Consider the following 14,664-nt stretch of genomic DNA (forward strand, 5'->3'; position numbering starts at 1 on the left):
GGTAAGACAATGCAGGAGATTGATTTTTATCTGGTCGATGCGTTCAGCGAGACCTCGTTTGGCGGTAACCCGGCCGCCGTTTGCCCGCTCAGGGAATGGTTGCCCGATGAAACCTTGCTGAAAATGGCGCAGCAGCACAATCAGTCTGAGACGGCCTTTTTTGTCTGCAGCAAAGGGGGCATTGAGCTGCGCTGGTTTACCACGCTTACCGAAGTCAATCTCTGCGGTCACGCTACGCTTGCGGCGGCGCACGTTCTGTTTACCGAGCTGGACTTCCCTGATTCACGGATCCATTTCGATACCGCCTCCGGTCGCCTGACGGTCAGCCGGGAGGGCGACTGGCTGACGCTGGACTTCCCGGCATGCCCAACCCATGAAGAGACACCGCCGCCGGAGATGCTCTCGGCGCTGGGTATTACGCACTATGTTGAAGCCCGTAAAGGACGTGCCTGGCTTATCGTGCTGGACAATCGCCAGCAGGTCGAAGCGCTCATGCCAGACTTTTCGGCGATGACGCCAGGTGAGCATAAGGTGAGCGTGACGGCGCGTGGGGAAGGGGAATATGATTTTGTCAGCCGCTTTTTCTCCCCGGGCGTCTCCGTCCCGGAAGACCCGGTCACCGGCTCCGCCCACACCATGCTGATCCCTTACTGGAGCGAAAAGCTGGGTAAAACCAGGCTGTTTGCCCGTCAGGTTTCAGCCCGGGGCGGTGATGTGCGCTGTGAGCTGAAAGGCTCCCGCGTGCTGATGGGCGGTCAGGCCACGCTTTATCTGAAAGGCACAGTTTTTCTGCGCTAAATAGCCATAACAAGAGAGGAAGAGACAATGCAGGAAATTGATTTTTATCTGGTGGATGCCTTCAGCGATAAAACCTTTGGCGGTAACGCCGCAGCGGTATGTCCTCTGGAAGAGTGGCTTCCGGACGAGACGCTGCTCAAAATGGCGCAGCAGCACAACCAGTCTGAGACCGCCTTTTTCGTGCGCACCGACGGCGGGTTTGAGCTGCGCTGGTTCACCACGCTGGATGAAATTAACCTGTGCGGGCACGCAACGCTTGCCGCCTCACACGTTATTTTCGAATACCTGGATTATCCGCATACCGAAATCACCTTCACCACGCGCTTTGTCGGCGAGCTGACCGTCAAGCGCAGCGGCGACTGGCTGACGCTGAACTTCCCGGCGTGGTCGACTGAGGTTGTGGAGAACCCACCTGCGGCGCTGTTTAGCGCGCTGGGCATTACAGCGGCGAAAGAGGTGCGCGTCGGACGCGATTACATGGTGGTGCTGGAGAGCCAGCAGCAGGTAGAAGCGTTAACACCGGATATTGGCGCGCTGCTTCCGCTGGATAAAATGGTTTGCGTGACGGCACCGGGAGACCAGTATGACTTCGTCAGCCGCTTCTTTTGTCCGGGGGAAGGAGTGCCGGAAGATCCGGTGACCGGTTCCGCCCACAGCATGCTGATCCCGTACTGGAGCGAAAAACTGGGCAAAACCACACTCAACGCCCGCCAGGTGTCGTACCGTGGCGGGGATCTGCGCTGCGAACTGAAGGGCGACCGGGTGTTGATTGGCGGTCAGGCGACCCTGTATCTGAAAGGACGTATCTTTTTACGCTAACAGCGTGACGCGATAAGTAAATACTATGAAGCCCCCTGGCAGGCCTGCGCTATGTTGAAAGGCTATATTGAAAGAACAATAGCAAGGAGCCTGCCATGTATTCCATTACCTCTGAATCTGCACATCACCCGGATATCCTCACACTGATTGCGGCGCTTGACCGCTATCAGAGCGAACTCTATCCCGCCGAAAGTAATCATCTGCTCGACCTGTCTGCGCTTGCCGAAGACTCGCTTATCCTGATGATCATCCGCGACCCGCAGCTGAAGGCCGTTGGCTGCGGGGCCATCGTGCTCAACGGTGACGGCACGGGAGAGATGAAGCGGGTCTATATCGATCCGGCTCATCGCGGGCAACATCTCGGCGAAATGCTGCTGGCCGCTCTGGAAGATGAGGCCCTGAGCCGTCATTGCCATACGGTACGGCTGGAGACGGGCATCAAACAGCACGCCGCGGTGCGTCTTTATGAACAGTGCGGATACGAAATGCGCCCGGCGTTTGCCCCGTACGTTGACGATCCGCTCAGCCTGTTTATGGAGAAGGCGCTGGTTGCAGACGTTCGTTTAGCAGCGCTATAAAGGCTTCCAGCTGGCGGGTCATCGCCCCGCGTCGCCACACCAGCCAGGTGGTGAGCCAGCGCCAGTTCTCCGCCAGCGGCCAGGCTTCAATCTGATGATGCCCTGGCATACTCTCCAGCATCGAGCGCGGCATCAGCGCGATGCCCGCACCGGCAATCACGCAGGCGAGCATCCCGTGATAGGACTCCATCTCGTGAATACGGCCAGGGGTGGCTCTGTCTGCATGAAACCAGCTCTCCAGATGCCGACGGTACGAGCAGTTTGCGCGAAAGGCGTAAACATCGCTGCCGCTGACCTGCGCGGCGCGCGAGACTTCCGCCTGTCCGGCCGGCGTGACCAGCATCATCTCTTCCCGGTAGACCGGCATGCCCTCCAGCTCCGGGTGCGACAGGGGCCCGTCAACAAAGGCGGCGCTTAAGGTTCCCTCCAGCACGCCATCAATCATGGTTCCGGATGGTCCGGTAGAGAGGGCAAACTGGATACGCGGGTAGCGCTGGTTAAACTGCGCCAGCGTCTCCGGAATGCGCACCGCGGCAGTACTCTCCAGCGCGCCGAGGGCAAATAACCCCTGCGGCTCATCACCCGCCACGACCATCCGCGCTTCATCCACCAGCGCCAGGATCTGCTTGCTGTAGCGCAGGAAGTTATGTCCAGCGGGGGATAACCGCAAACGCTGGTTCTCACGAATAAACAGCTCAACGCCCAGGTCAGCTTCCAGCTGACGGATGCGGGTGGTGAGATTAGACGGCACGCGATGCACCTTCTGCGCCGCCTGGGTGATGCTGCCCGTCAGCGCGACGGCGTTAAACATTTCAAGCTGAGTTAAGTCCATGGCATTCTCGTTTCGTGAATAAGGTGGTTAGTATTATTCATTTTTAAGAAATAGCAGAGTGAGCCACAATCAATCAACCGAAATACGTGGAGAACACCATGACTTATTCATCTGCAACACATGCCTTCTCTGTTAACCCGGCAACGGGTGAAACCCTCGCCGCGTATCCGTGGGCGACGCCGGAAGAGGTTGACCACGCCATTTGTCAGTCTGACGCGGCGTATCGCCAGTGGCGACGCGAAAGCGTTGCCCACCGGGCGCAGAAGCTGCGCGATCTCGGTGCCGCGCTGCGAAACCGCGCGGAAGAGATGGCGCAGACAATCTCCCGTGAGATGGGCAAACCCATCCTGCAGGCGCGGGCGGAAGTCACAAAATCCGCTGCGCTGTGCGACTGGTATGCCGAGCATGGCCCGGCGATGCTGCGCGCGGAACCCACGCTGGTGGAAAATGATAATGCGGTTATCGAATACCGTCCTCTGGGGCCGATCCTCGCGGTGATGCCGTGGAACTTCCCCCTCTGGCAGGTGCTGCGCGGAGCGGTGCCGATCCTGCTGGCAGGAAACAGTTATCTGCTCAAACACGCGCCAAACGTGCTCGGCTCGGCCAGACTGATTGCGCAGATAGCGGCCGAGGCCGGTATTCCGGCAGGCGTTTTTGGCTGGGTGAATGCCACCAATGAGGGCGTCAGCCAGGCGATTAACGACAGTCGTATTGCTGCGGTGACCGTCACCGGCAGCGTGCGTGCCGGTGCGGCGATTGGCGCCCAGGCCGGAGCTGCGCTGAAAAAATGCGTGCTTGAACTGGGCGGCTCTGATCCGTTCATCGTCCTTAACGATGCCGACCTCGATCTTGCCGTGAAGGCAGCGGTAGCGGGGCGCTACCAGAATACCGGACAGGTGTGCGCCGCGGCGAAGCGTTTTATCGTCGAGGAGGGTATCGCAGAGACCTTTACCCAACGTTTTGTCGAGGCTGTTGCTGCACTGAAGCTGGGCGCACCGCATGAAGAAGAGAACTATATTGGCCCGATGGCGCGTTATGACCTGCGGGATGAACTGCATCAACAGGTGCAGGCCACGCTGGCCGAAGGGGCAACGCTGCTGCTGGGCGGAGAGAAAATCAGCGGTGAGGGTAATTACTACGCCCCGACCGTACTCGGCAATGTGACGCCTGAGATGACGGCTTTCCGTCAGGAGTTGTTTGGTCCGGTCGCGGCCATTAGTGTCGCGAAAGACGCGGAGCATGCCCTGATGCTTGCCAACAACAGCGACTTTGGTCTGTCTGCCACCGTCTTTACCGCTGACGCAGCGCTTGCGGATAAATTCTCGCGCGAGCTGGAGTGTGGTGGCGTGTTTATCAACGGCTTTAGCGCCAGCGATGCGCGCGTGGCCTTCGGTGGCGTGAAGAAAAGTGGCTTTGGCCGCGAGCTCTCCCACTTTGGGTTGCACGAGTTCTGCAACGTGCAGACGGTGTGGAAGGATCGCGTGTAATTTTTCGGCCCTCATCACGAGGGCCGTTGTCATTTCTCTGCAATGGTTCTGTCATTTTCATCTCGTAGACTCGCTCGCGTCTAACGTATTGTTAATGAAGAAAATTATGAACCTAACGCAAATTTTCCGCCGTATTGCGCAGCGTCTCATCCCTCGTCAGTTTGGCCTGCTGACGGGTATCTTTTGCATCATTGGCCTTTTCTCCGCGCTGCAGCTCTCCTCGTCACTTCTGCTTAACGCCTCCCTGAACGAAGCCCAGCGCAACGAGCAGCGCAATCTGCTGGCCTGGCAGCAGCAGAGCAAGCTGGATCTGGCTCGCGTCTCTCTGCTGGCCGCAAGCGACCTGCTTAACCGCTCCGGGGTCTGGTTTATGCAGGATAAAGAGACCGGCTCCGACGGTAGCTGGCACAGCCTGATGGATGAGGCGCAAAAGGCGCTGACGGTGTCTAAGCAGGCGTGGAAAGCCTGGCTGGCGCTGAATCCGCCGAAAGACGACGCCCTGGTGAACAGCTATCAGCTCTTCTACGGCGCGATCCAGGAGCAGGCTGACGGTCTGCTTAAAACCAACACCATCGATGCCTTTTTTGCGGTACCGGCTCAGGCTTTTCAGAGTGACTTTAATGACAACTTTGCCCGCTATCAGCAGGCAAGCGAGAGGCAGGCCGTACAGGGCCGACAGACCTTAATGGCGCAGCTCTCCGGACTGCAAACGCTGTTCCTGTTTGCACCGGTACTGTTACTGGCCATCGCCGTTGCCGTCTGGTTTGGCATGGCCAGATGGGTTATTACGCCGCTGCGCCGGCTTATTGCACATATAAACCAGCTGGCGGCGGGGGACCTCTGTGGCACGCCGCCGGATGTCAGGTGCTTTAACCGGGAAGTCTGGCAGCTGAGCGACAGCATTGCCACGATGCAGCACGGCCTGCAGCAGCTGGTGACGCAGGTTAGCGATGCCACGGCCACCATGGTGGAGAATATTGACGCCCTGGCGCAGGGTAACCAGAAGCTGTATCAGCAGTCGGCACGTCAGGCGAAAGAGCTTGAGGATGTTACGGCGCATATCGCGGCGCTGGAAACCCATGTAGAAGGCAATACCGGCTATGCCCGGCTCGCCAGCTCGCGGGCGGATGAGGCGCGTCAGGCGGCGGAGGGCGGTGACCAGATGATGTCGACGGTGAATGCGTCTATGCAGGCGATCGTCGACCGATCCTCAGAGATGCGCGGGATCGTGGCGATGATCGACAGCGTGGCGTTTCAGACGAATATCCTGGCGCTGAACGCCGCCATCGAGGCTGCCCATGCCGGAAACCAGGGGCGCGGTTTTGCCGTCGTCGCACGGGAGGTTGGGCTTCTGGCCAGAAAGAGCAGCCACTCGACGCAGACCATCCAGGAACTGATCAACCGCTCTCTGCGGGGTATTGAAGACGGTTCCCGTGCCGTTAACCTGATGGAAGAGAACTTGCAGCAGGTCACCGGTCTGGTGGGGAATTTAAGCAGTTTGCTGAATGAGATCTCCACCGCCACGCTCAGCCAGGGGGAAAGTATTCATCAGATGACGCGTCAGCTTCAGGCGCTGAATCACGTCTCCCGTCAGACAGATATTCTGGTCTCTGACGCCTCGGAGGCCTCGGAACGTCTGCAAAAGCAATCCGACCTTTTATTGCAGGCTGTTTCGCGTTTTCGTCTTAGCGCCTGACGCAATACATAAGCCTCTGTTATACTCGCAGCCCGTTTTAGCCTGAGGGCAAGGAGCAAAGAGTGGCTGCGGTCATCCATAATGAGATGCTGGACGAGATTCTGGCGCAGGTTCGTCCGTTATTGGGAAAGGGGAAGGTTGCCGACTATATTCCGGCCCTTGCCTCGGTCAGCGGGAATAAGCTGGGCATTGCTATCTGTACCATTGACGGACAGCGATACCAGGCCGGTGATGCGACTGAGCGTTTTTCCATTCAGTCTATTTCTAAGGTGCTGAGTCTGGTGGCGGCGATGCGCCAGTATGAGGAAGACGAGATCTGGCAGCGCGTGGGCAAAGACCCCTCCGGCCAGCCGTTTAACTCACTGCTTCAGCTCGAACTTGAACAGGGCAAGCCGCGTAACCCCTTTATCAACGCCGGGGCGCTGGTGGTCTGCGATATGCTGCAAAGCCGCCTCAGCGCACCGCGCCAGCGCATGCTTGAGATTGTTCGTCAGCTTTCAGGCGTTGAAGACATTGCCTACGATACGGTGGTGGCGCGCTCGGAGTTTGAGCACTCTGCCCGTAACGCGGCCATCGCGTGGCTGATGAAATCCTTCGGTAATTTTCATAACGATGTGGCCACCGTACTGCAAAACTACTTCCATTACTGCGCCCTGAAGATGAGCTGTGTTGAACTGGCTCAGACGTTCCTGTTCCTGGCGCACGAGGGGCACGCACCGCATCTCGATCAGGAGGTGGTCTCGCCCCTTCAGGCGCGTCAGGTTAACGCCCTGATGGCAACCAGCGGGATGTATCAAAACGCCGGTGAATTTGCCTGGCGTGTCGGCCTTCCGGCGAAATCGGGCGTTGGCGGCGGAGTCGTCGCGATTGTACCGCATGAAATGGCGATTGCGGTCTGGAGCCCGGAGCTGGATGAAACGGGGAATTCCCTTGCCGGTGTGGCGGTGCTGGAGAAGCTGACCCAGCGTCTGGGACGTTCCGTTTACTGATGTCTGACCTGGATCCTCTCTTTTCCCGCCTGGCGCGATCGACATTTCGCTCGCGCTTTCGCTTAGGCGAGAAGGAACGCCGCTACTGCTGGGACAAAGGCCCCGAAACCATTGACCAGCATGCCGCTGATTTTGTCGAAAAACGGCTTGCGTCTGCACACCCCGCAAACGACGGCAAACAGACGCCCATGCGCGGTCATCCGGTGTTTATCGCCCAGCATGCCACGGCCACCTGCTGTCGGGGCTGTCTGGCTAAGTGGCACAACATTCCGTCGGGTGTTCCGCTGACGGCGCAACAGCAGCAATACATCGTCAGCGTGATCCACCACTGGCTGGTGCGCCAGATGAACGCCCAGATTTGACGAGTTATGATCCCGTTGTAATTGTGTTATAGATGCATCCTAAGTGAGCCCCGATCATGCTGACGACCGCAATAATTGCCATGCGTTATCATAGGGAATGATATTTAATGCGTTCTGCTCTTACCGCTTTCAGGCTGTTCCAGGTTGATACGCCGCTGCGAAATGCATCGACGATCTTTCTACTCACCACCTTGTTCTATTTTGTGGGGGCGGAATTACGGCTGGTTGAGGCTTTGTCGCTGTTCTGGCCGCTGAATGGCGTCATGGCGGGGATCTTCGCCCGTTATGTGTACCTCAATCGCCTGCATTACTATGCGGTATGCTATGTCGCCATGCTGCTGTACGACGCGGTGACCACCAACTGGGGCATGGCCTCGGTGGTGATCAACCTGTCAAATATGATCTTTATTGTCGTGGTTGCCGTGCTGATTCAGCGCGACAAGCGGTTAATGAAGAAAACCCCCGATCCGCTTAACGCGTTACGCCTGTTTAACTACTGCCTGGTTGCCGCGCTGCTTTGTGCGTTGCTCGGCGCGGTGGGGTCGGTCGGGATAGACAGTCATACCTTCTGGCCGCTTTTCGCCGACTGGTTCAGCGAGCAGTTCTCAACCGGCGTGCTGGTGGTGCCGTGTATGCTGACGGTAGGCATGCCCGTGCGTGAGTTCAGGTTCCGTCTGGAGCAGATTCTGCCGGTTATAGCGCTGATGATCTCGGTGGCCGCCTCGGTGGTGATTGGCGGGGCGGGAAGTCTCGCCTTTCCGCTGCCTGCGCTTATCTGGTGTGCGGTCCGTTACCCGTTGCCCGTGACCTGCCTGCTGACCTTTATCACCGGCGCCACGGAAATCATTCTGGTCGCGAATTCGGTGATCAATATTGCCGTGGCGACGCCATTTATCACCCCCATGATGTTCTCGGCCCGGCTGGGTATTGCCACGATGGCGATCTGTCCGGTGATGGTTTCCGTGAGCATGGCGGCCATTAATTCCCTGATCCGCCAGGTTTCACTGCGGGCGGATTATGACTTCTTAACCCATGTCTATTCGCGTTCCGGGCTGTATGAAGCGTTAAAACACGAAGAGACGCACCGCCATTCACGTTTTCTGACCGTGATGCTGCTGGATATTGATTATTTCAAAAGCATTAACGATAACTACGGCCACGAGTGTGGGGATCGGGTGCTGGCGTCGTTTGCCCGCCAGGTTCAGCAGGTGGTTGGCGAAGACGGGATGGTCGCGCGTATGGGGGGAGAAGAGTTCGCGGTGGTGGTTAACTCCGGCGACGCACAACACGGCTATGCGCTGGCGGAACGGATCCGCGCTACCGTGGCCAGTCACCCTTTTACATGGCGGCAGCAAACGCTCTCTCTGACGGTCAGTATTGGCCTCGGAAGCGGAAAGGCTGAGGCATGGCAATTGACCGAGGTCTTCAACACGTTGATGGCCGAAGCGGACGAATATCTCTATCGTTCAAAAAAAGCGGGTCGAAATCGTACCAGCGCCCGGGTGGCGGACGCGCAAATGGCCACCCCCGGGCATGAAACAGAGCTGCGTTAATCGTCATAAGGCATTGACGTGAATAGTAAGCGGCTTAAGAACACTGACAATGTCACTGTTTAAGCTACGCTTTGAGTAACGCTTTACGTCAGGAGACATTATGAAAGCACCTGCAACCCCTGAAAATGAAACAGACAGACTGAACTCCCTGCGTGAATCGGGTCTGCTGGAGATCGACAGTTCCCCGGCGTTTGACCGGCTCACGCGCCTGGCGAAGCGCTTCTTCCAGGTGCCGCTGGCAATGGTCAATCTCATTGATGAGCATTCGCTCATCGTGAAGTCGGCCGACGGGCAGGCACCCGACACCGTTCCGCGTAATATCTCGTTTTGTGGCCATACGATCCTGACTGAGGCCCCGCTGGTGGTGGGGGATATGCTCCAGGACGATCGTTTTGCGGATAATCCGCTGGTGGCCGGTGAACCACGCGTGCGTTTTTACGCGGGCTTTCCGCTGCGCTTGCGTGATGGCGCAAGTGTCGGCTCGCTGTGTCTGATTGATTACGCGCCTCGTGAGTTCTCCGCGGCCGATCTTGCCGTGCTGGGAGACCTGGGCGCGCTGGCGGAAGATGAATTTGCCGCAATCAGCGCGGCGACCACGGATGAGTTAACCGGATTATTCAACCGTCGGGGCTTTAATCAGCTTGTCAGGTTCACACTTTCCGTTGCAAGACGCCGGGCAGAGCCATTGACGCTCGGCTGGCTGGATTTGGATCACTTTAAGGAGATTAACGATCGTTACGGCCACGAAGAAGGGGACAAGGCGCTGAAAACCATGGCGCAGCTGATGCGTGCCTCTTTCCGCGAGGCGGATCTGCTGGTGCGTTTTGGTGGGGACGAGTTCGCGGTGCTGTTCGCGGATACTGACGAGCAAGGCGCCTGGATTGCCATGCAGTATCTTGTGGAGCAGGTAGAAAACTATAACGCCCGCAAATTACACCCCTGGTCGCTGCAGTTCTCCTGGGGGCTGAGCGAGTTCGATCATAATGGTAATGACCTCCAGCAGTGGCTCAAGGACGCTGATGAAAAGATGTATGCCATGAAACAGCAGCGCCAGCGCTCGCGGTGACATCACAAAAACCTATGTTCGATCCGTTTGCGTTAAAAAGATGTTAAATGCAAAGTGGGGTATTCAACGTAAGGAACAACAATGAATACCTCACTGCAAATCAAAACCCTCTCCCGGGAAGCGATCCTCCTCCACCTTGATGCGCTGGCAGCGATCCTCGAAAACTGCGTCAACGGCGGAGCATCCGTCAGTTTTATGCTCCCTTTTAGCCTTGATAAGGCCCGCGCTTTCTGGCGCGGCATAGCAGAAAGCGCAGGGCGCAACGAGCGTCTCGTGCTTGCCTGTATCGACCCGCAGGACGGGGTCATTGGTACCGTTCAGCTCATCACCGACCAGCCTGAAAACCAGCCGCATCGTGGCGATGTGGCGAAGCTGCTGGTACATGAAAAAGCACGCCGCAAAGGGGCCGCGATGGCGCTTATGGAAGCGCTGGAAGTGGAGGCCAGGGCCAGAGACATATCGGTACTGGTGCTTGATACCTCCACCGGCAGTGGGGCCGAAACGTTCTATCAGCGTGCCGGCTGGCAAAAGGTTGGCGAGATCCCGCGTTATGCGCTGATGCCGGACGGCGCCATGAGCGCCACCTCCGTGTTCTATAAGTTCTTATAATAATTTTGCACAACCGCACCGCGGATTGATCAAAACAGGGTTTCTGGTCGTTAAGTTTTGATAAGTTATCGTACCAATCTTATCGGGCTGTATGACTAATTATAAAAGGAACCCAAGGTGAACACTCTCAACCGTCGTGATTTTCCCGGTGCGCGCTATCCCGAACGTATTATTCAGTTTGGTGAGGGCAATTTCCTGCGCGCCTTCATTGACTGGCAACTCGACCTGCTTAACGAACATACCGACCTCAACGCCGGCGTCGTCATTGTTCGCCCGATTCAGAGCGACTTCCCACCGTCATTGAATACGCAGGATGGGTTGTACACTACAATTATTCGTGGTCTGAATGAGCAGGGTGAGGCGGTGAGTGACGCCCGTCTTATCCGCTCCGTTAACCGGGAAATCAGCGTCTATGACGACTATGACGCGTTCCTGAAACTGGCCCACAATCCCGATATGCGGTTTGTATTCTCAAACACCACCGAAGCCGGTATCAGCTACCACGCGGGTGACACATTCGACGATGCCCCGGCAGTGAGTTATCCGGCGAAGCTGACGCGGCTGTTGTTTGAGCGCTTCAGCCACTTCAACGGCGCGCCGGACAAAGGCTGGGTCATCATTCCGTGTGAGTTGATTGACTACAACGGGGAGGCGTTGCGCGAACTCGTCATGCGCTATGCGCAGGAGTGGGCACTGCCTGCCGGTTTTATTCAGTGGCTTAACGACGCCAACAGCTTCTGCTCAACGTTAGTTGACCGCATCGTGACCGGTTACCCACGCGATGAAGCGGCCGTGCTGGAAGCGGAACTGGGTTATCACGATGGGTTCCTGGACACGGCTGAACATTTCTATCTGTTTGTGATCCAGGGCCCGGCATCCCTTGCCCGCGAGCTTCGTCTGGATAAGTACCCGTTGAACGTGCTGATTGTCGACGACATCAAGCCCTATAAAGCGCGCAAGGTTGCCATTCTGAACGGGGCGCACACGGCGCTGGTCCCGGTCGCCTTCCTGGCCGGGCTGGATACGGTAGGCGAGGCGATGAACGATGCTGAGGTGTGCGCGTTTGTCGAAAAAGCGATTTATCAGGAAATCATCCCGGTGCTTGATCTGCCGCGTGACGAGCTGGAGTCTTTCGCCAGTGCGGTAACCGGGCGTTTTCGTAATCCTTACATCAGGCACCAGCTGCTCTCCATCGCGCTTAACGGCATGACCAAATACCGCACCCGCATCCTGCCGCAGCTGCTGGCAGGGCAGAAGGCAACGGGGCAATTACCGGCACGCCTGACCTTTGCCTTAGCGGCGCTGATCGCATTTTACCGCGCGGAGCGTAACGGGGAGGGCTATCCGGTGCAGGATGATGCCGCATGGCTGGCGCGTTTCCAGCTGCTTTGGGCGCAGCACGACGATCGGCAGTTGAGTACCCGTGCGCTGGTGCAGTCGGTGCTGAGCGTACACGAACACTGGGAACAGGACCTGACACAGGTAAGCGGGCTTGTCGACCAGGTGACGCTGGATCTGGATGCCATTCTGCTGAAGGGTATGCGCGCCGCCGTTAAACCGCTTTGCTAATGCATTCACCCGGCTTCGGCCGGGTTTAAGCACGACCTTTTTAGTTACAACATACTATTTACCCTTTTTTTAAAAGAACACATGCAGCACCGTGCGGTTTTCGCTAATCAGGGGAGAAAATGCAATGTCCCGTTAACAAGCTTGCAACGGTGACGGGGATCACGTTTAATAGCCTCGCTCTTTTCTTTCCTGAAACTCACTATGATCGTTCGTCCTAAACAGCACTGGCTACAACTGATTTTTGTCTGGCACGGTTCGGTACTTCCCAAGATCTATACCCGATTGCTGCTCAACTTCCTGCTCTCTATCGCCGTTATCCTGATGCTGCCGTGGTATACCTCGCTGGGTATTAAATTTACCGTGGCGCCATTCAGCATTCTCGGCGTGGCGATCGCTATCTTTCTGGGTTTCAGAAACAACGCCTGTTATTCCCGCTACGTTGAAGCCCGGCTGCTCTGGGGACAGCTGATGATAGCGGCACGCTCGCTGTTTCGCGAGGTAAAAAACACCTTGCCCGACGATAAGCATCTGGGCGAATTCGTTCGACTGCAAATTGCTTTTGCCAACTGTCTGCGCATGACCCTGCGCCGGGAACTGAACGCTGAGCAACTGTCACGCTATCTCGCTGCGGATGATTTACCTAAAGTCATGGACGCCAACTCACCGGCGAACCGTATTTTGCTGATCATGGGGGAGTGGCTGGCCGTGCGGCGACGTAACGGGCAACTCTCAGACATTCTGTTTCACAGCCTGAATAACCGACTCAACGACATGTCCATCGTCCTTTCAGGCTGCGAGCGGATTGCGACAACGCCGGTGCCGTTTGCCTATACGCTGATTCTGCACCGCACGGTGTATCTGTTCTGCATCATGCTGCCGTTCGCGCTGGTTGTGGACCTGCACTACATGACGCCCTTCGTCTCGGCCCTGATTTCCTACACCTTTATCTCGCTGGATACCCTGGCGGAAGAGCTGGAAGATCCGTTTGGCACCGAAGATAACGACCTGCCGCTGGACGCCATCTGCAACATGATGGAGCGCGATCTGCTGCAGATGAACGATGAAGAGCACATTCCGGAAAGGCTGATGCCGGATAAGCACTATCAATTGACCTGACGGGCGTTCCACTCGTCGCGGGTGATCTCCCACAGCTCAGAATCCAGCACGCCGCTGACGTACGCTTTCTGTTCCGTTTTGATAAGCCGCATGCCGCTACTGTCTGAAATACGACGGGAGCGGCTGTTGGCGGCGGCCTTCGGCGCGCGTAAGACCGGTTTGTTCAGCGTATTGAACCAGTAATCCGTTGCCGCAATGCTGGCCTCGCGCATATATCCCTGTCCCTGAAATTCCGGCGCCAGCCAGAACCCGCGGTTGTTATCCTCAATATCGTACAGACAGATAATGCCCATCAGCGCATCCGGCACCTCGCGACGTCTTATGCTCCAGAACCACGCAATCCCTTTTGCCATATCCGGCAGCGCCACGTTGTTAACATAATTTTCCGCGCCGTCATCCGGGTAGGGCCAGGGCACGGAAGAGACCATATAGCGGACGATCTCCCAGCGTGGATAGAGCTTTTGTATCTGGACCGCATCTTCGGCAACCAGCGGTTTTAGCAGCAAGCGTTCTGTCGTGAGCGTCGGTATCGTCATCCGCCTATCTCCATATTTAAGCGTTATGCTTTTGTTTGCGTTCTGGTATTTTCATCTCTATCACATTCTGTCGCGGCGTGCTGTGGTTATTCACTACCAAAAATGGGCGAAATATAGATGCGTTTTTTGGATTTTTTAGTCGGACGGGTTTTTCAGGATCTCCTCCAGCAGGGTAAAGAGGAACGGTTTTTGTCGCGTCCCCTCAGCGAGCTTCCGCGTCAAAATCCTTATCCGGTCGCGGCATTGTTACCTCTGTTTTTGGTGGCGTTTGCGTTAAACCTTCTGCCTTTTCTCAGCACGTTGCACGGTTTGTCCCCTTTACAGCATGCGCTGAGTTTTTTCGTACCATCATTAATCATGACTGGCGCGCTCATTGTTATCAGCGTGCTTTTGGCCCGAGGGGTGACGTCAGGATTGTTGGGGTTGATGGCAGTGTTCATCCTTCTGCTGGTCATGACCTTCGTTCAGGCGCTGCTTCTCCTGTTCTCTCATGACGGGAGCCTTTGGCCACTGGTCATTGCATCCTTCGCGCTGATACTTTGTCGGAGGGTGATGAATAGCAGCGGCTTTGTGCTGTTTACCCTCTATTGTCGCACTCAGCATCTTGCCAGCGTTGCACGTGAAATCCGGTTAAAAGGCCGTTAAAGAGGTGAT

The 14,664-nt window shown here is 56.8% G+C and carries 15 protein-coding genes; 13 read left to right on the forward strand and 2 right to left on the reverse strand.

Features of this window, described 5'->3' with window-relative positions; all coding sequences use genetic code 11:
• Positions 1–9 precede the first annotated feature (9 nt).
• The 3 genes from SP99_RS10920 (at position 10) to SP99_RS10930 (ending at position 2,195) form a co-directional block, all read left to right on the forward strand.
• On the forward strand, positions 10–798 hold the full coding sequence (locus SP99_RS10920; RefSeq protein WP_047958582.1) for a PhzF family phenazine biosynthesis protein: 789 nt from the start codon (positions 10–12) through the stop codon (positions 796–798).
• Between the two features lie 27 nt (positions 799–825).
• Positions 826–1,617: a PhzF family phenazine biosynthesis protein gene (locus SP99_RS10925; protein ID WP_047958583.1), complete on the forward strand. Its 792-nt coding sequence runs from the start codon at positions 826–828 to the stop codon at positions 1,615–1,617.
• Positions 1,618–1,712: 95 nt separating this feature from the next.
• On the forward strand, positions 1,713–2,195 hold the full coding sequence (locus SP99_RS10930; RefSeq protein ID WP_047958584.1) for a GNAT family N-acetyltransferase: 483 nt from the start codon (positions 1,713–1,715) through the stop codon (positions 2,193–2,195).
• Here SP99_RS10930 and ptrR read toward each other — a convergent pair.
• Complete coding sequence (gene ptrR / locus SP99_RS10935; RefSeq protein ID WP_025756424.1) at positions 2,149–3,027, reverse strand: putrescine utilization regulator PtrR; 879 nt, start codon at positions 3,025–3,027, stop codon at positions 2,149–2,151. The genes SP99_RS10930 and ptrR overlap by 47 nt on opposite strands.
• Positions 3,028–3,125: 98 nt before the next feature.
• On the opposite strand from ptrR, the gene sad reads away from it, so the two are divergent.
• The 9 genes from sad to SP99_RS10980 all read left to right on the forward strand — a co-directional run bounded on the left by sad (position 3,126) and on the right by SP99_RS10980 (position 13,474).
• Positions 3,126–4,514: a succinate-semialdehyde dehydrogenase gene (gene sad / locus SP99_RS10940; protein ID WP_047958585.1), complete on the forward strand. Its 1,389-nt coding sequence runs from the start codon at positions 3,126–3,128 to the stop codon at positions 4,512–4,514.
• Between the two features lie 106 nt (positions 4,515–4,620).
• Entirely contained in the window at positions 4,621–6,210 is a 1,590-nt protein-coding gene (locus tag SP99_RS10945; RefSeq protein ID WP_047958586.1) for a methyl-accepting chemotaxis protein, read from the forward strand.
• Positions 6,211–6,272: 62 nt separating this feature from the next.
• Positions 6,273–7,199 carry a glutaminase B gene (glsB, locus tag SP99_RS10950; protein ID WP_047958587.1) on the forward strand — a complete coding sequence of 309 codons (927 nt, stop codon included), beginning with the start codon at positions 6,273–6,275 and terminating at the stop codon, positions 7,197–7,199.
• A complete protein-coding gene (locus SP99_RS10955) occupies positions 7,199–7,561 on the forward strand; it encodes a DUF4186 domain-containing protein (RefSeq protein WP_045284389.1) in 363 nt (120 codons plus the stop codon). Before glsB ends, SP99_RS10955 begins: the two co-directional genes overlap by 1 nt.
• A 107-nt stretch (positions 7,562–7,668) precedes the next feature.
• Positions 7,669–9,114 (forward strand): GGDEF domain-containing protein, encoded by a 1,446-nt coding sequence (locus SP99_RS10960; protein ID WP_047958588.1) that lies wholly within the window; start codon positions 7,669–7,671, stop codon positions 9,112–9,114.
• A gap of 100 nt (positions 9,115–9,214) precedes the next feature.
• Positions 9,215–10,180, forward strand: a complete 966-nt coding sequence (locus SP99_RS10965; RefSeq protein WP_025756429.1) for a sensor domain-containing diguanylate cyclase — start codon at positions 9,215–9,217, stop codon at positions 10,178–10,180.
• 81 nt (positions 10,181–10,261) lie between these two features.
• Positions 10,262–10,789: a GNAT family N-acetyltransferase gene (locus tag SP99_RS10970; protein WP_047958589.1), complete on the forward strand. Its 528-nt coding sequence runs from the start codon at positions 10,262–10,264 to the stop codon at positions 10,787–10,789.
• Between the two features lie 117 nt (positions 10,790–10,906).
• Complete coding sequence (locus tag SP99_RS10975; RefSeq protein ID WP_047958590.1) at positions 10,907–12,358, forward strand: tagaturonate reductase; 1,452 nt, start codon at positions 10,907–10,909, stop codon at positions 12,356–12,358.
• A 201-nt stretch (positions 12,359–12,559) separates the two neighbouring features.
• Positions 12,560–13,474: a bestrophin family protein gene (locus SP99_RS10980; RefSeq protein WP_047958591.1), complete on the forward strand. Its 915-nt coding sequence runs from the start codon at positions 12,560–12,562 to the stop codon at positions 13,472–13,474.
• Here SP99_RS10980 and SP99_RS10985 read toward each other — a convergent pair.
• Complete coding sequence (locus tag SP99_RS10985; RefSeq protein WP_047958592.1) at positions 13,462–14,010, reverse strand: GNAT family N-acetyltransferase; 549 nt, start codon at positions 14,008–14,010, stop codon at positions 13,462–13,464. The genes SP99_RS10980 and SP99_RS10985 overlap by 13 nt on opposite strands.
• A gap of 117 nt (positions 14,011–14,127) precedes the next feature.
• On the opposite strand from SP99_RS10985, the gene SP99_RS10990 reads away from it, so the two are divergent.
• A complete protein-coding gene (locus tag SP99_RS10990) occupies positions 14,128–14,655 on the forward strand; it encodes a hypothetical protein (protein ID WP_047958593.1) in 528 nt (175 codons plus the stop codon).
• The last annotated feature ends 9 nt before the right edge of the window (positions 14,656–14,664 follow it).

Source organism: Enterobacter sp. BIDMC92 (assembly GCF_001030225.1).
GTDB lineage: Bacteria > Pseudomonadota > Gammaproteobacteria > Enterobacterales > Enterobacteriaceae > Enterobacter > Enterobacter sichuanensis.